This is a genomic window from Mycobacterium sp. DL592, from assembly GCF_011694515.1.
Taxonomy (GTDB): domain Bacteria; phylum Actinomycetota; class Actinomycetes; order Mycobacteriales; family Mycobacteriaceae; genus Mycobacterium.
The window spans coordinates 1,864,590-1,879,067 of record NZ_CP050192.1; the positions used below are offsets into that span (position 1 = coordinate 1,864,590).

At 65.6% G+C, this 14,478-nt stretch carries 15 protein-coding genes and 1 tRNA gene; 6 read left to right on the forward strand and 10 right to left on the reverse strand.

Translation table 11 applies throughout. The features are described from left to right. Positions 1–22 precede the first annotated feature (22 nt). The gene (aceE, locus tag HBE64_RS09000; RefSeq protein WP_167108961.1) at positions 23–2,812 is read right to left on the reverse strand and encodes a pyruvate dehydrogenase (acetyl-transferring), homodimeric type; all 2,790 of its coding nucleotides are present in this window, start codon (positions 2,810–2,812) and stop codon (positions 23–25) included. A gap of 151 nt (positions 2,813–2,963) precedes the next feature. Between aceE and HBE64_RS09005 the strand changes: the two genes are divergently transcribed. The 4 genes from HBE64_RS09005 to HBE64_RS09020 all read left to right on the forward strand — a co-directional run bounded on the left by HBE64_RS09005 (position 2,964) and on the right by HBE64_RS09020 (position 4,627). Continuing rightward, entirely contained in the window at positions 2,964–3,533 is a 570-nt protein-coding gene (locus HBE64_RS09005; protein WP_243841550.1) for a hypothetical protein, read from the forward strand. Positions 3,534–3,618: 85 nt separating this feature from the next. Continuing rightward, complete coding sequence (locus HBE64_RS09010) at positions 3,619–4,047, forward strand: DUF3052 domain-containing protein (RefSeq protein ID WP_167100563.1); 429 nt, start codon at positions 3,619–3,621, stop codon at positions 4,045–4,047. Then, positions 4,044–4,508: a peroxiredoxin gene (locus HBE64_RS09015; RefSeq protein ID WP_167100566.1), complete on the forward strand. Its 465-nt coding sequence runs from the start codon at positions 4,044–4,046 to the stop codon at positions 4,506–4,508. Before HBE64_RS09010 ends, HBE64_RS09015 begins: the two co-directional genes overlap by 4 nt. 47 nt (positions 4,509–4,555) lie before the next feature. Continuing rightward, positions 4,556–4,627, forward strand: a tRNA-Val gene (locus HBE64_RS09020). A 40-nt stretch (positions 4,628–4,667) separates the two neighbouring features. On the opposite strand, the gene HBE64_RS09025 is transcribed toward HBE64_RS09020, so the two are convergent. From HBE64_RS09025 to HBE64_RS09040, 4 genes are all read right to left on the reverse strand, one after another. After that, the gene (locus HBE64_RS09025; protein WP_167100568.1) at positions 4,668–6,341 is read right to left on the reverse strand and encodes a hypothetical protein; all 1,674 of its coding nucleotides are present in this window, start codon (positions 6,339–6,341) and stop codon (positions 4,668–4,670) included. 311 nt (positions 6,342–6,652) lie between these two features. Beyond that, positions 6,653–7,771, reverse strand: a complete 1,119-nt coding sequence (locus tag HBE64_RS09030; protein WP_167100571.1) for a sulfotransferase — start codon at positions 7,769–7,771, stop codon at positions 6,653–6,655. After that, on the reverse strand, positions 7,768–8,796 hold the full coding sequence (locus tag HBE64_RS09035; RefSeq protein ID WP_167100574.1) for a 3-oxoacyl-ACP synthase III family protein: 1,029 nt from the start codon (positions 8,794–8,796) through the stop codon (positions 7,768–7,770). Before HBE64_RS09035 ends, HBE64_RS09030 begins: the two co-directional genes overlap by 4 nt. A 320-nt stretch (positions 8,797–9,116) precedes the next feature. Further along, the gene (locus HBE64_RS09040; protein WP_371744126.1) at positions 9,117–9,854 is read right to left on the reverse strand and encodes a polysaccharide deacetylase family protein; all 738 of its coding nucleotides are present in this window, start codon (positions 9,852–9,854) and stop codon (positions 9,117–9,119) included. A 151-nt stretch (positions 9,855–10,005) separates the two neighbouring features. On the opposite strand from HBE64_RS09040, the gene HBE64_RS09045 reads away from it, so the two are divergent. Further along, entirely contained in the window at positions 10,006–11,037 is a 1,032-nt protein-coding gene (locus HBE64_RS09045) for a magnesium and cobalt transport protein CorA (RefSeq protein ID WP_167100576.1), read from the forward strand. 27 nt (positions 11,038–11,064) lie between these two features. Here HBE64_RS09045 and HBE64_RS09050 read toward each other — a convergent pair whose 3' ends face one another. From HBE64_RS09050 to HBE64_RS24700, 5 genes are all read right to left on the reverse strand, one after another. Next, entirely contained in the window at positions 11,065–11,433 is a 369-nt protein-coding gene (locus tag HBE64_RS09050; protein WP_371744177.1) for a DUF6319 family protein, read from the reverse strand. Positions 11,434–11,579: 146 nt separating this feature from the next. Further along, positions 11,580–11,819, reverse strand: coding sequence for a GCG_CRPN prefix-to-repeats domain-containing protein (locus HBE64_RS09055; protein WP_167100579.1), 240 nt, complete (start codon positions 11,817–11,819; stop codon positions 11,580–11,582). 276 nt (positions 11,820–12,095) lie between these two features. After that, on the reverse strand, positions 12,096–12,332 hold the full coding sequence (locus tag HBE64_RS09060; protein WP_167100582.1) for a GCG_CRPN prefix-to-repeats domain-containing protein: 237 nt from the start codon (positions 12,330–12,332) through the stop codon (positions 12,096–12,098). Positions 12,333–12,528: 196 nt separating this feature from the next. Then, complete coding sequence (locus HBE64_RS09065) at positions 12,529–12,765, reverse strand: hypothetical protein (protein ID WP_208300599.1); 237 nt, start codon at positions 12,763–12,765, stop codon at positions 12,529–12,531. 185 nt (positions 12,766–12,950) lie between these two features. Continuing rightward, the gene (locus tag HBE64_RS24700) at positions 12,951–13,301 is read right to left on the reverse strand and encodes a hypothetical protein (protein ID WP_243841552.1); all 351 of its coding nucleotides are present in this window, start codon (positions 13,299–13,301) and stop codon (positions 12,951–12,953) included. Positions 13,302–13,311: 10 nt separating this feature from the next. Between HBE64_RS24700 and HBE64_RS09070 the strand changes: the two genes are divergently transcribed. Continuing rightward, positions 13,312–14,457: a DUF4185 domain-containing protein gene (locus tag HBE64_RS09070; protein ID WP_243841553.1), complete on the forward strand. Its 1,146-nt coding sequence runs from the start codon at positions 13,312–13,314 to the stop codon at positions 14,455–14,457. The last annotated feature ends 21 nt before the right edge of the window (positions 14,458–14,478 follow it).

The window sequence follows — 14,478 nt, forward strand, 5'->3', positions numbered from 1 at the left end:
TTTCGCCCGTCGTGAGCGTCGGCTAGGCACTCCCGGGATCGACGTAGGAGACCTGAGCCGCCATCACATCGTCGATCCGGTACTCCCGCGCCGCGGCCACCGCCACCGACGGGTCGATCTCCCCGTCGCGAGCCAGTGCCGTGAGCACCGCCACCACCACCGACTCGGCGTCGGTGTTGAAGTAGCGGCGAGCTGCCGGACGGGTGTCGGAGAATCCGAAGCCGTCGGTCCCCAACGTCACATAGGTGTTGGGAACCCACGGACGGATCTGCTCGGGGACCGCGCGCATCCAGTCCGAGACCGCGACCACCGGCCCGGCGGTATCGGCGAGAACCTGGGTCACATACGGCGTCGCCGCCGGCCGGTCGGGATGGCGCAGCAGGTCCTTCTCGATCGCCACACCGTCGCGGTTGAGCTCACCCCAGCTGGTGACCGACCACACGTCGGCGGCCACATCCCAGCGCTCGGCCAGCAGATCCGCCGCCCGCAGGGCCTCGGGCATCGCCACCCCCGACGACAGGATCTGCGCGACGTTGGAACGCTTCTCGGTGGCCGCGCGGTAGCGGTAGATCCCGCGCAACAGGCCCTCGGGGTCGAAGTTCTCCGGCTCCGGCGGCTGGGCGTAGGGCTCGTTGTAGATCGTCACGTAGAAGTAGATGTTCTCCGGGTTCTCCCCGTACATCCGGGCGAGCCCGCTCTCGACAATGTAGGCGATCTCGTAGGCGAACGCCGGGTCGTAGGCCACCACTGCCGGATTGGTCGAGGCCAGCAACAGCGAGTGCCCGTCGGCGTGCTGCAGGCCTTCGCCTGTCAGCGTGGTGCGGCCGGCGGTCGCCCCGAGCACGAAGCCGCGGGCCATCTGATCGGCCGCCGCCCAGAAACTGTCGCCGGTGCGCTGGAAGCCGAACATCGAATAGAAGATGTAGATCGGGATCATCGGCTCGTTGTGTGTCGCGTACGAGGTGCCGACCGCGATGAACGAGCCCGTGGACCCCGCCTCGTTGATGCCCTCGTGCAGGATCTGCCCGATCTCGGATTCCTTGTACGCCAACATCAACTCGGCGTCGACCGCGGTGTACAGCTGGCCGTTGCGGTTGTAGATCTTCAGGCTCGGGAACCAGGAGTCCATCCCGAACGTGCGTGCCTCGTCGGGGATGATCGGGACGATGCGATGCCCGATCTCCTTGTCCCGCAACAGTTCCTTGAAGGTACGCACGATGGCCATCGTGGTGGCCACCTGCTGGTGGCCGGAGCCCTTCTTGAGCGCCTTGTAGGCATCGCGAGGCGGGAGCTTCAGCACCTTGGACTTGGTGCGCCGTTCCGGCAGGAACCCGCCGAGGGCGCGGCGACGATCCACCAGGTAGCGGATCTCCGGTGCCTCCGGGCCTGGGTGGTAGTACGGCGGCAGATACGGGTCCTCTTCGAGCTGGGCGTCGCTGATCGGGATGCGGATGGCATCGCGGAAGTCCTTGAGGTCCTGCAGCGCAAGCTTTTTCATCTGATGGGTGGCGTTGCGGCCCTGGAAGTGGGCGCCCAGCGAGTACCCCTTGATGGTCTTGGCCAGGATGACCGTCGGCTGGCCCTTGTGCTCCATGGCCGCGCGGTAGGCGGCGTAGACCTTGCGGTAGTCGTGGCCGCCACGCTTGAGATTCCAGATCTCGGCGTCGGACATGTTGGCCACCAGCGCCTTGGTGCGCGGGTCGCGGCCGAAGAAATGGTCGCGGACGTAGGCGCCGTCGTTGGCCTTGTAGGTCTGGAAGTCACCGTCGGGCGTGGTGTTCATCAGGTTGACCAGCGCGCCGTCCTTGTCGGCGTGCAGCAGGGTGTCCCACTCGCGGCCCCACACCACCTTGATGACGTTCCAGCCCGCGCCGCGGAAGAACGACTCCAGCTCCTGGATGATCTTGCCGTTGCCGCGCACCGGGCCGTCGAGGCGTTGCAGGTTGCAGTTGATGACGAAGGTCAGGTTGTCCAGCGCCTCGTTGGCGGCCACCTGGATCAGCCCGCGGCTCTCCGGCTCGTCCATTTCGCCGTCGCCGAGGAATGCCCACACATGCTGGTCCGAGGTGTCCTTGATGCCGCGGTCATGCAGGTAGTGGTTGAACCGGGCCTGATAGATGGCGTTCATCGGGCCCAGGCCCATCGACACCGTCGGAAACTCCCAGAAGTCGGGCATCAGCCGCGGGTGCGGGTAGGACGGCAGGCCGCCGCCGGCATGGCTGTGCTCCTGGCGGAAGCCGTCGAGCTGGTCGGAGCTGAGGCGCCCTTCGAGGAACGCGCGGGCATAGATGCCGGGGGAGGCGTGGCCCTGGATGAACACGTGGTCGCCGCCGCCCGGGTGCGCCTTGCCCCGGAAGAAGTGGTTGAAACCGACCTCGTAGAGGGCGGCGGAGGACGCGTAGGTGGAGATGTGGCCGCCGACGCCGACGCCGGGACGCTGCGCCCGGTGCACCATGATCGCGGCGTTCCACCTGATCCAGGCACGGTAGCGGCGCTCGACGTCCTCATCGCCGGGGAACCAGGGCTCCAGTTCGGTGGGGATGGTGTTGACGTAGTCGCTGGAGGTCAGCGCGGGAATGGCCACCCGCTGCTCACCGGCGCGCTCGAGCATTCGCAGTAGCAGGTAACGGGCCCTTGCCGGGCCGGAGCGCGCCAGCAACTCGTCGAACGACTCGAGCCATTCGGCGGTCTCTTCCCCGTCAATGTCGGGCAGGTAGGACGCGACTCCCTCGCGGATCACTCGCACACGATCAGATTCGGTTGGGCTGTTTGAGTTTTGAGCCAGATCGTGGCGTGCGAACTCGGTGGTCAACATCAGCTCCTTAGTAGCTGGCGCAGGTTTTGCACCCTCTGCCCACTATCGTGCCGCACGCGGGGCAGTACCGACGAGTAGTCGCCGACAGCGACCAGTGAAATTAATGCACCGCGCCGGACCGGGCCATTTGCCGGTAACCTCTCGGCCTGTGCTGATCAGAAAGGCTCGGGGGTTGCGGATCGGCGGTCTGCTGGCCGCCGGCGCCGCGGCGATCGCCATGGGCGTGGTGGGCTGTACGACGGTCAGTGACGGCTCGCCCCGGGTCAACGCGGGCGACGCTCCGGCCTACCGGACCTCGGTGTCGGTGTCGGCATCGCAATCCGCGGAGTCGTCGCGGGCGCGCGAGTCCGAGCGCCAGGCATCGTTGACGACCCAGGCCATGCACGACACGTGCGAGACGCTCTCGACCACCAGCGCCGACGCCATCGACGCGGTCAACGCCTACGTCAGCGCCTTCAATGACGGCGGTGGAAACACCACGGCCACCGAGGGACCGGCGGTCGACGCACTCAATCAGAGTGCGGACGCGGTGGCGGGCAGCATCACCGACGCCATCCCGCCGGACCTGAAGCAGGCCTTCACCGACTGGGTCGACGGTGCCCGCGCAACCGCAAAGGCGATCACCGGCCGGGCCCCGGCAGGGGAGTTCAACACGACGATCGGCGCCCTCAACGACACCAGGTCCAAGGCCTTGAGTCTGTGCGACGCGACGTACTAGTCCCCACCGCGCGGCATGCAATTGCTCGTGTCGTGCGACGATAGCCCTAGACAGCCGACCCTGACGATTTAAGGAGGTCCCGACGGTGGTCGCGGAGGATGGCCCCCCGAACTATGCCCAGAGGCTGGGCATACAGAGGGGTCAGGTCGTTCAGGAGTTGGGCTGGGACGAAGACACCGATGACGACATCCGGTTCGACGTCGAGGACGCCAGCGGTGGCGAACTGCTCGACGAGGACGCCGACGAGGTCGTCGACGTGGTCCTGCTGTGGTGGCGAGACGGGGACGGGGACTTGGTGGACCGGCTGATGGACGCCATCGCGCCGCTGGCCGACGACGGGATCATCTGGGTCCTGACACCCAAGACCGGCAAGCCCGGGCATGTGCTTCCCGCGGAGATCGCCGAATCGGCCCCCACCGCCGGCCTCATGCCGACGTCGTCGGCCAACCTGGGTGACTGGAGCGCCAGCCGGCTGGTGCAACCGAAGTCGAAGGCAGCCGGACGGCATTCGTGACCGCCGCCGTCGGTACCGAGGCGCCGGACTTCACCCTCAAAGACCAGAACGGTCAACCCGTCACGCTCAGTGACTTCCGTGGCCGCAAGAACGTCCTGCTGGTGTTCTTCCCGCTGGCGTTCACCGGAATCTGTCAGGGCGAGCTCGACGGGATTCGCGACCACCTGCCCGTCTACGAGAACGACCACACCGCCACGCTGGCGATCTCGGTGGGCCCGCCGCCCACCCACAAGATCTGGGCCGTCCAAAGCGGCTTCCTGTTCCCCGTGCTGTCCGATTTCTGGCCGCACGGGGCCGTCGCCCAGGCCTACGGCGTGTTCAACGCCGAGGCCGGATATCCCAACCGCGGCACCTTCGCCGTCGACCGTTCCGGGGTGATCAGGTTCTCCGAGTGCAAAGAGCCAGGCGAGGCCCGCGACCAGTCGGTGTGGGCCGACGCGCTGGCCGCGCTGAACGCCTGACCTGGATTTCCCTGCACCCGCGCGGTCCGTGTAACCTGCCCGGGCACGGGCGTGTAGCTCAGTGGTAGAGCTCTGGTTTTACACACCAGCGGTCGGGGGTTCGAAACCCTCCGCGCCCACTCGTGAAATGCACGTGAATGCCGGCACGGACGTGTCTCGTCAGACTGTCGTGAACGGATCGAAGAAGGAGACGCCGCCGAGGCCGGCAGAGGCGTCATACGTCGACCAGGTGGGAATGTCACCGACCGGTGTCAGGATCTTGAAGGCGACTTTGTCGCCCGATGCCGAAGGCAGATCCGCGTAGTAGGTGCCGAATCCGCTGTTGCCGAAGTACGTGTAGTTGAACACAGAGCCGACCGGGGGGACATCGCCGACATCGGTTCCGGTGGTGCCGCTGGTGACCTTGGTGACCAGGATCGCTTGACTGTAGGTGCCGTACATGTCCAGCTGGGTCGCCACGTCGGCGTCGAAGCTTCCCTGCTGAACGCCAGCCGCGTCGTAGATACCGAACTGCTGATAGCCCTGAACCTGAATTTCTCTGGGGGGCAGACCGTTTACGCCACTCGGTTGCAGGTTCGAAGTGGGGAGGAAACTGTAGCCGCCGGGGCCGGGCAACCGCTTGACCGGGGGCAGCGCCGACGCATCGAGAATGTTCAGGGGGAAGGTGCCGATGTTGGACACCGTGCCGTTGTTCACCAGGATCGTCGAAACCTTGTCCCCGAACGGAGAAGGCAGCGATGAATACACGGCGTACGTGCTGTTGTCGGCCTCGTACATGACGTTGAACACCGACCCCACCGGCGGGACGTCACCGGACGCTGTTCCGGCCGTGCCGTCAGTGACCTTGGTGACCAGTATCGCCTCGGTCTTGACGCCCATGACATCCGCGGTGGGGGTGAGGACACCCTCGAAACTCCCCACCGTGTTACCCGACGGGTCACGGTAGTTGAAGACCTCGTGGGCTTGAACCGTTGTGTAGTACGGAAGGAATCCGCTTGTCCCGACGTAAGATTCGCCCGTAGGGTCGGCAGGAGCGATGCTGTATCCGTTTCCGAGGTTGACCGGCCTGTTGTCCACCGTGTGGTCGGCGATGCCCTTGGCCGCGTCGAAGCCGAATGGAATCGAGAGGTCGCCGAACGGCGTGAGAATCTTGAACGCGACTACATCTCCGGATGGAGACGGCATGGCCGAGTAGGACCAGCCGAACCCGCCGATCAGATCGAATCTCGAGATCAACGATCCGACCGGCGGAACCTGACCCGGTCCGGTACCGACATTGGTTCCATCGTTCGAGGTGACCAAGAGTTCGACGTACTTACTGCCCACGTTGAACGGACTACCCGTACTCACAAGGGCGCCAAAGCTTCCCACGTTGTCGTTGGTGACGGGATCGACAACGTTGTACTGCTGCTGTCCCTGAATCAACGTCGGCCCACCCGGCCAGAACGTCCACTGGCCGTAGAACGAGGTGACCAATTCGGTCGAGCTGGGCACCAGGTTGAAACCGTTGAACGGCACCGTCTGGTTCAGTGTCGACACGGTCGGACCCACATGGACCGCGATGGACACGGCGCGAAACGCCGCTTGGGCGACGCCGACCAGAGAAGAGGCGACGGCCACCCAGATCTCCTGAAGGGATGTTTTCGGCGGCAGCGCATAGGGATCCACGGCTGCAGTCTGCGCCGTGGACGTCAACGCCGGCGCTGCCGCTACCGGCGTACTGACTGCGTCGGCAGTGGCCGTGTTGAGCGGCTTCGCCAACCGCCGGTCGCGGGGAGCCGGTGTCGCGGTGGCACCCGGCGTCGAGGGGGTCTGCGCAACGCCGGTGTTCACGCTCGGGCCTGCCGAGTCCGCAGCGGGCGCGTCAACCGGTCTGGCCGCGGCGCTCGGTGCAGGGACTCGGGAAGTCCGCTGTGCGGTGGTGGTACGTCCGGCGCCTTGAGCAGGTCGCGTGCGCGCTGGGCTGTGCGCCGTCGAGCTGCTCGCCGACGGCCCTGCCGCGTCCGGGGATCCGGAGTCGGCCGAGGCGATCGCGCATCCGGCCAATGCCACGGTCCCCACGCCGAGGGCGACCGCCAAGCCGCCCACCCGCCCGATCCAGATTGAAGCCCGCTGTGAAGTGCTCATTGCTCGACACCACTCTTTCAGTTCAGCCGGCCGTCCGGAAGGCGATACGCCTCATACACGTACTCGAGGTCGGTACGGATGCGCTCGGGATCGAGGCCGAACTGGTCGGGGGAGTGCTCATGACGGCTCTTGTAGGCGCGTTGGCGTTCGGCCTGCAGTCGCACCTCTTCCAGAAACTCTGCAGTGGGCTCGATGTCGATGAAGTCGAGAATCCGCGCGATCGTCGGTTCGAGGTTCTGCAGCAGGTCGGTGTAGCGCACGACGCAGAGATTGCGCTCCGGGATGAGGCCCGTTGTCTGTGCCTCGTGGAACGTGCCGAGCATGGCGCAGGAAGCCTGGTAGAGGTTCTCGATCCAGCGCTCCTGATCCTCTTTGCTGGTGCGGTTCCAGACGTCGTAGCCGTTCTCCAGCACCCCGGCCAGCAGCGACATTCCCGACGGGATGACCTCGACGGGATCGCGGATGATGTAGACGAGCTTGCAGTCCGGGTAGCGCTGCAGCACCTCCGGCAGCCGGAAAGCCAGCATGCTGGTTTTCGCCAGGATGCGGTTGCGTCGCTTGTAGATCAGGTTCCGCCGCCAGCAGGCCTCGTAATAACGGAAGAAGCGTTCCCGCTCGTGGTCGGTGGCGTCGGCGATGCCGAAGTTGTGCCGGGACAGGTCGCTGCCCCAAGTATCTTGCCAGGCAAGGAAATACGCCCAGGCAAACGGGCCGTCGAGGGTGCGGAAGAACCAGGCCACGTCGTCTGTCTCGATGCCTCGCAGGCTCGTGTCGTGTACGTCGGAGGGGTGATAGCGCGCTGGCGAGAGCCGGTCCATGCGGGGGACGATGCGGCCGAGCAGCTTTCGCGCCGTGATGGCCGGAAACAACATCTCCCACAGCTCGAAGGAGGCCATCCCGCCCGCGCCGAGCAACAGCCGGTGCAGGAAGGTCGTGCCGCTGCGCGGGTTGCCGACGATGAAGATCGGCCGATCGATGGGCTGCTTGCGGTGGCTCGGGTAGACGAGATGGTCCAAGCCCAGGGTCGCAGCGGAGATGGCCTGGCGTACTTGCAGAAGGAGGAACGCGCCGATCGGACGGGCTCTGAACCCGAAGGTCTGGCTGATGACCCGGTAGAGCCGCAGGTAGTGGTTCACCGCTCCACCCATTCCGCGGCGGCCCCCACGATGGTGAATCCGGCGGCAGCGCTGGCGAGGACCATCGTGTCGCCGGCGTGCACCGAGCCTTGGTTGAGGCGGTAGTCCAACGCCAGCGCCCACGACGTACTGGCGGTGTTGCCGAACAACGAGTGCGTGACGATTCCGGCCTGCGGCCGGGCACCGAGTCCGTTCAGCACCTGCTCCACCATCGACTCGCTGGGCTGGTGAAACACGTAGTGGTCGACGTCCTCCGGCGCCCATCCCACGGTGGACAGTAGGCGCCGCACTTCGCCCGGCACGTGGACGCCGAGCGCGAACAGCTCGGTGGATCTGGAGACGAAGTGACCGTCCACCGGCGCCCGGCACAGGTCATAGTGCTCGGACAGGGTCGTGTGCTGCAACGCCAGCACGCGGGCCCCGCCCGCAGGCAGCAGGTCCCGGGTGACCAGGAGCGCCGCGGCGGCATTGCCGAGCGTCAGTCCCGCCACCCCGACTGAGACGTCTTCGATGGTCTGGAAGTCGTAGCTGACCCGGTCCCGGGTGATTTCTCCGGCGCAGATCAGTGCCGTGTCGATGTCGTCGTGGAGGGCGAAGTAGCCGGCCACGACGTGGAGCGCCTCGATGAGCCCGGCGCAGGCGCATGTGACGTCCATGGCATGCAGGGGTGTCGCGCCCAGCCGTCCGGCGACCTCGGTGGCCGTGGCGGGCTCGAATGCGTCCCGGGCGATCCCGCCGTAGATCAGGAGGTCGACGTCGGTGGCCGCCACCCCGTTCTGATCGAGGCAGGCGGCCGCCGCTCGCGCGGCGAACTCCCCGGGCGACACGGCGATGTCCTCTTCGAGGTACCGCATCTTGCTGTTACATCGGTCGAAGGCATACCGAATGCCGAGCTCGATGGGCGCCCATTCGGCGGCGGTACCGCGAAACGATTCCCGGACCCGGGCCAGCAACTCCTCGTTGTCCACTGCGGTATCAGGAAGTACTACCGCAGGCCTCGAGAGGTGCAGTCGGGGAATCGTCATGAGGCTAACCGTCCTTGTGCGCTTGGTCGGGTGCTTCCTGCATCACAGTAATGCGAATAACCCTCAGCCACCGGACTCTTCGCCCCTCGTTGTCGGCGGGTGTCGTCAGAGGTGCAGCAAAAGGCCTCGTCTGAGACCCATTGGCGCAAGCGGGTTCTCGATGCACTGCCCGAAGCAGGTTGACAGCGTGTCGTCAGGTATCTTCCAGGCTTGCGATCAGCGCTCCGCCCACTCGTGGAATGCACGTGGGCCATCCGACGCCGATGCTTTTCGCGTGTGATCAGAGTCTGGCGCGCTCAGCTGCTGTCAGCGGTCCGCGATCATCCGAAGACGTCAGCCAACGTCACGGTCTGCAGACCGCGGCTGGCGATGATGTCGAGCAGCTGCGCGTATGTGTGTGTGACCGGAGGCAGGTTGGCATGGGCCAGGATGATCTGCTGCGGTTGAAACGACTCGCGCGCGAAGTTGACCAATTGCTCCTCGGTGACCGGCCGCGAGTCGCCGACCGTACCGCTCCACAGCGTGATGGTGCTGTAGCCCTGGTCGGCAGCGACGCGGTCGGTGTCGGGAGTGTGCACTCCGAACGGTGGCCGGAAGTACGGGGCGCCGTCGACGCCATAGGTGTTGCGCAGGAAGTCGGCATTTCGGCGGATCTGGTCGGCGACGGCGTCCAGCCCCAGGGTGGTGATCCGGGGGTGGCTCCAGGTGTGGTTGCCGAGTTGGATCTGCCCCGAGTCCACCATCGGACGCAGCAGCGGGGCGTTGACCGTCCACGACTTGTTGACCCCGTTGGGAAAGAAGGTCAGCCGTACACCGCTGTCGCGGCAGAACGCGGCGTACGCCGCGACCACCTCGCTACTGGTGCCGTCATCGACAGTCAGGGCCAGTTGATTGCCGTCGCCGGGCAGCCGGGTCAGCACCCCCTGTGGCGCCGGCACCCTGGCGCCGAGTTGCCCGCCGTGTGACGGATCGGCGTGGGCGAAGGTCCGGGTTCCGGCGGCCGCGACGACCGACACTGCGATGGCGCGCATCAACGTCCGTCGGTCCACGTGCGACATGGCGACGAGGTTAGGGTCCGTCCCTTACGGGATGCTGAACGACGGGGTAAAACCGCGCTCACGGTCCGCTGGGCAGCGGTGTGGTGCCACCCCCTTCGAGAACCCGGCGATAACCTAGGAGCCACTGCTCACCCATGCCGAAGGACGTCTCATGCCGGATGTGGTGCGGCGGCCCGCGCTCATTCCTCAGGCGGAGCCGGTCGTGGACTGCGGGGTCTACGTTGACGGGCAACGACTGCCCGAGGTGTTCAGCCCACGCATGGCGCGGGACAGAGTTAACACGGTCGGTGCCGGCTTCGTATGGCTCGGTCTACTCGAGCCTGGTCGCGAGCAGATGGAAGCGGTAGCAGACGTGTTCGCGCTGCACCCGTCGGTAGTCGACGATGCGGTGCGTGCCTTTGAGCGGCCTAAGCTCGAACGCCACGGCGACACCCTGATTCTGGTGCTCAAGACCGTGCACTACATTCCCCACGAGACTGCAGCTGTCGGGCAGATCGTCGAAACCGGCGAGATCATGATCTGCGTCGCGCGAGACTTTCTCATCACGAGCCGCCACGGTGACTTCAGCGGCCTGGCTGACTTGCGCACTGAGCTGCAGGCGAACCCGGCCCTACTCGCGCACGGCCCGTACTACGTCATGCAGGCGATTATGCGTAACGTCTTCGAGAGCTATCGGGCGGTGGCGACGCTTATCGAGACTGATATCGACGCCATGCAGGAGGCGATCTTCAGGCCGGGGGCCGCCATCAACGTCGAGGATATCTACCTACTCAAGCGCGAGATGATCGAACTACGAAGGGGAATCGGACCGCTCTCAGAAGTACTGGACCGGCTCGTCACCGCACACCGCGACCTCGTTCCCGGCGGCCTGTGGTACCACCTACGTGACTTGATCACTCTCGAAAGCGAATCTGCTCGACGGCTCAATAGCTTTGACAACATCGTGGGCGACCTGTTGGAGAGTGCTCTGGGGCGGATTGCGTTGCAGCAGAACGACGATATGCGCAAAATATCGGCATGGGGCGCCCTTGGTCTGGTCGTCACCGGGGTCACGGGAATCTATGGCATGCGCTTCGATCACCCGGAACTGCACTGGGCCTGGGGCTATGCCGGGGTACTGATCGCCATGGCAGGAATCTGTGCCTTCCTGTACATGGGCTTCCGACGTAACCGGTGGCTGTAATGCACGATTGGGCTACTACAAGAACATTCAATCCAGCTCGGCGAGTGCCTTACGGGCGGCTTCGAGTTCGGCTTCCAGAACCGCGACCCGGGCGGCCTGCTGGGAGCGGGCCTCCTCGATGACCGCGTCGATCGGTATCGAGAGATCCTCGTGCAGTTCCTTGGCCGCCCGTGAGACGGCGGCGGCTGCGACCGCGAGGCCTTTGGCGAGATAGGTGCTGCCTTGTTTGAGCTCGGCGCGCCATTCGCCGTCGGCGGTGCCGGTGACCGTCAGGGTCAGCTCCAGCGTCTTCGCCTTCTTGCCGGGGCCGCGCTTGGACTGGGCTTTGGGCTCTGCGACGGGTTGTTCGGTGGGGGGCTCGATATCGAACGTGTCGATGGTGGTGGGGGCGGTCATCAACTCAACGGTCATCGGTACGTGATCTCCTCTCGATCGAGCGCCAAGTAGAACACACGTTCGATGCGTGGTTCAACGCGCCGCGCCCACAACACACCGAGAGCCCGCCCGGTGACGTCACGGGCGGGCTCAGGGGTGTGGTGGGATCAGCTACCGGCGAAGCAGCGCTCGTCGCCGTTGTCGTTGATCCAGCAGTTCGGGCTGATGAAGCGAGCGCCCGGGCCGGGCGCATTCAGGACGCAGGTGCCGCCGTCGAGGTGGTAGCCGTAGCCGCAGCCGTCGGCGGCCTGCGCGGCCGGGGCGAACCCCAGGCCCGTGGCCAGGGCGCCGGTGGCGAGAGCGCCGGTGAGAATTCCTGCAGCACGCTTGGTGATCTTGGTAGTCATGTTGTCCTCCGGTTTATTCAGGTTTCTGGTGGGCCGGCCCGGGTTGAGCGCGGCTCGAGATGAATAGTGCGCTGGGCCACACCCGTTGTATGTCCCCCGAAGAGACTGTTCGGAGATGGAATCGCGGGTACTCCGATCGGTGGACGCTGATCGCCGATAGGACTACAGGGCGGGGCGGGTATATCGATCAAATCCATTGCAGGACAAGTTGTTTCAAAAAATATCCCGCCCGGGACCAATGGGCCCGGGCGGGAGTGGGTAAGTGAGGGCGTCGAGTTACGGTGCGTAGCAGCGCTCGTCGCCGTTGTCGTTGATCCAGCAGTTGGGGCTGATGAAGCGGGCATTGGGCGGGGGAACATTGACCACACAGTTGCCGTTGTCGAGGTGGAATCCGATTCCGCAGCCGTCGGCGGCATGGGCGTTGGGGGCGAAGTTCATTCCCGTTGTCACTGCACCAGCAGCGAGCGCTCCTGCGAAAAACGCTGCGGCGCGTTTGGAAATCGATCCAGTCATGTGTGTCCTCCCGGGCTTATCCCCGCTCGGGGTGAGCAGGGCGTGTGACGAGAAAGTTTACGACCGCAGGGATTACGCTGCGCTCGGATTTCGACGAATTCGTAGGATTCACCGGTTCAGGACACCGCCGGTTCACATACAAACAATCCCGCCCGGGCCAGTGGCCCGGGCGGGATGTGTTGGGGAAGTCGGTGGTTCAGTAGCAGCGCTGGTCGCCGTTGTCGTTGATCCAGCAGTTCGGATGGCCCGGGTCGGCTTGGGCGCCGGGGCCGGGCAGATTGACGACGCAGCTGCCGCCGTCGAGGTGGTAGCCGTACCCGCAGCCGTTGGCGGCACTGGCGGTGGGGGCGAAGCCCAGGCCCAGAGCCAGCCCGCCGGCCGCGACGACACCGGCAAACAGCCCTGCGGCGCGCTTTGAAATCTGTGCAGTCATCGTGTCCTCCAAGTCCTGGTCCGCTTCTCGTGAGCGGCTCGAGATGAATACTGCGCCGCCGCAACACCGGCGTCTGTCCACCGAGCGGCCCTCGCGGCGGATGATTCGCGTGTACTGCAATCGGGGGACACCCGCGCGGTCAATACTGGACGGGCGATGAAGGGGGACCGAATGCGGACAGCGATTCATCTGGGCCGAATCGGCGGCCTGGCGATAGCACTGGGCATAGGTGGCGCACTGGCCAGCGGCGCGGGGATTGCGTCGGCGGATTCCACTGACTCCGCGCCGAGTTCATCCTCGGCCGCACACTCGGCACGCCACCAGCGAACCCCGTCGCCACGCGCCACGGTGAAGCCGGCCAGTGCGGCGGCCGCGGCGTCGTCGACGACTGCCACCCCGGCTCGCGACAGCGCAGAGGTGCTGAATGCTGTGCCGCGCAGAGCTTCCCGAGCCACCGGATCATTCGCCTCCAGCCAGCCGGCAGCCCCGGTCGCCCCGGTGGACCAGGCTCCGCTCATCGCCCTGGCCGCGGTCACAGCGTCACCCGTGACGACCAAGGTCGGTTGGGTTACCGGGCCCAACAATGGCACCTCGGCCCGGTTCGGCGTATACGGCACCGATGTCGGCGTCATGTGGGACAACGGCATGACGGGCCAGGACCGACAGGTCCTCATCATCTTCGGAGACACCTTCAGCGGTCCCAACCAGAGCGGGGTGTGGCGCTCGAACGTGCTGCTGCGCACCACCGACCCGATCACCCGGACGTTCGCCACCGGCTCGCTGACCAACCCGTTCGCCGGCTCGCCGCTGAGTTCGACCGGCATGTCAAAGCAGGTGATCCGCGGCAACGCGAGCTATCTGGGTCTGTTCGGCTCGGAGGTGACGATCATCCCGACCGCGGCGATCTCCGTACCCTACGACAACACCTATGGCGCACGGCAATACGTCAACTTCATGTCGGTCCGGTCCTGGGACTTCGGCGGCCAGTGGACGACCAACTACTCGGCGATCGCCTACTCCGACGACAACGGGCAGAACTGGACCGTCGCCCCGCAGACCATCCGCGCCGCCAGCTGGCTGCGGTCCAGCCGGTCATTCATCTACGGAAACCAGAACTTTCAGCAGGGCGCTTACGTCAAACCGCCCGCCGACTCCGCCGACGCCGGGTACGGCTACTCGTTCGGCACCCCGTCGGGGCGGATGGGCTCGGCCTACGTCTCGCGGGTAAAGCAGGATGCCATCCTCGACCTCAGCCAGTACGAGTACTGGAACGGCGCGTCCTGGACGGCCAACGACCCGTCGGCCGCGGTGCCGATCCTGCCGCCGACCACTCAGAACCAGAACGCCGGCGGATTCCTTGGCCAGCTCGGCCTGTTCTTCGGCAGCTGGGTTGCCGGTGTCTTCGGCGTCGGCGGACCCAACGGCCACGTCAGCGAGATGTCGGTGCAGTACAACACCTACCTGAACAAGTACGTGGCGATGTACTCCGACGGGACGGGCACAGTGGTGATGCGGACGGCCGATTCGCCGCAGGGCACCTGGTCGGCAGCCACCCCGCTGGTGAACTCGCTGCAGTATCCCGGCCTGTACGCGCCCATGATGGATCCGTGGTCCACCGGCCAGGACATCTACTGGAACATGTCGCTGTGGGGTGACTACAACGTGGCCCTGATGAAGACCACGCTGGCGTAGGTCAGACCGGCGGGGCGAAGA

What these genes read in the sequence shown, in the direction of transcription:
- HBE64_RS09035 (WP_167100574.1), bottom strand. Translation starts at nt 8,796, where the DNA reads ATGACGATTCCCCGACTGCACCTCTCGAGGCCTGCGGTAGTACTTCCT.
- HBE64_RS09040 (WP_371744126.1), bottom strand. Translation starts at nt 9,854, where the DNA reads ATGTCGCACGTGGACCGACGGACGTTGATGCGCGCCATCGCAGTGTCG.
- HBE64_RS09045 (WP_167100576.1), top strand. Translation starts at nt 10,006, where the DNA reads ATGCCGGATGTGGTGCGGCGGCCCGCGCTCATTCCTCAGGCGGAGCCG.
- HBE64_RS09050 (WP_371744177.1), bottom strand. Translation starts at nt 11,433, where the DNA reads ATGACCGCCCCCACCACCATCGACACGTTCGATATCGAGCCCCCCACC.
- HBE64_RS09055 (WP_167100579.1), bottom strand. Translation starts at nt 11,819, where the DNA reads ATGACTACCAAGATCACCAAGCGTGCTGCAGGAATTCTCACCGGCGCT.
- HBE64_RS09060 (WP_167100582.1), bottom strand. Translation starts at nt 12,332, where the DNA reads ATGACTGGATCGATTTCCAAACGCGCCGCAGCGTTTTTCGCAGGAGCG.
- HBE64_RS09065 (WP_208300599.1), bottom strand. Translation starts at nt 12,765, where the DNA reads ATGACTGCACAGATTTCAAAGCGCGCCGCAGGGCTGTTTGCCGGTGTC.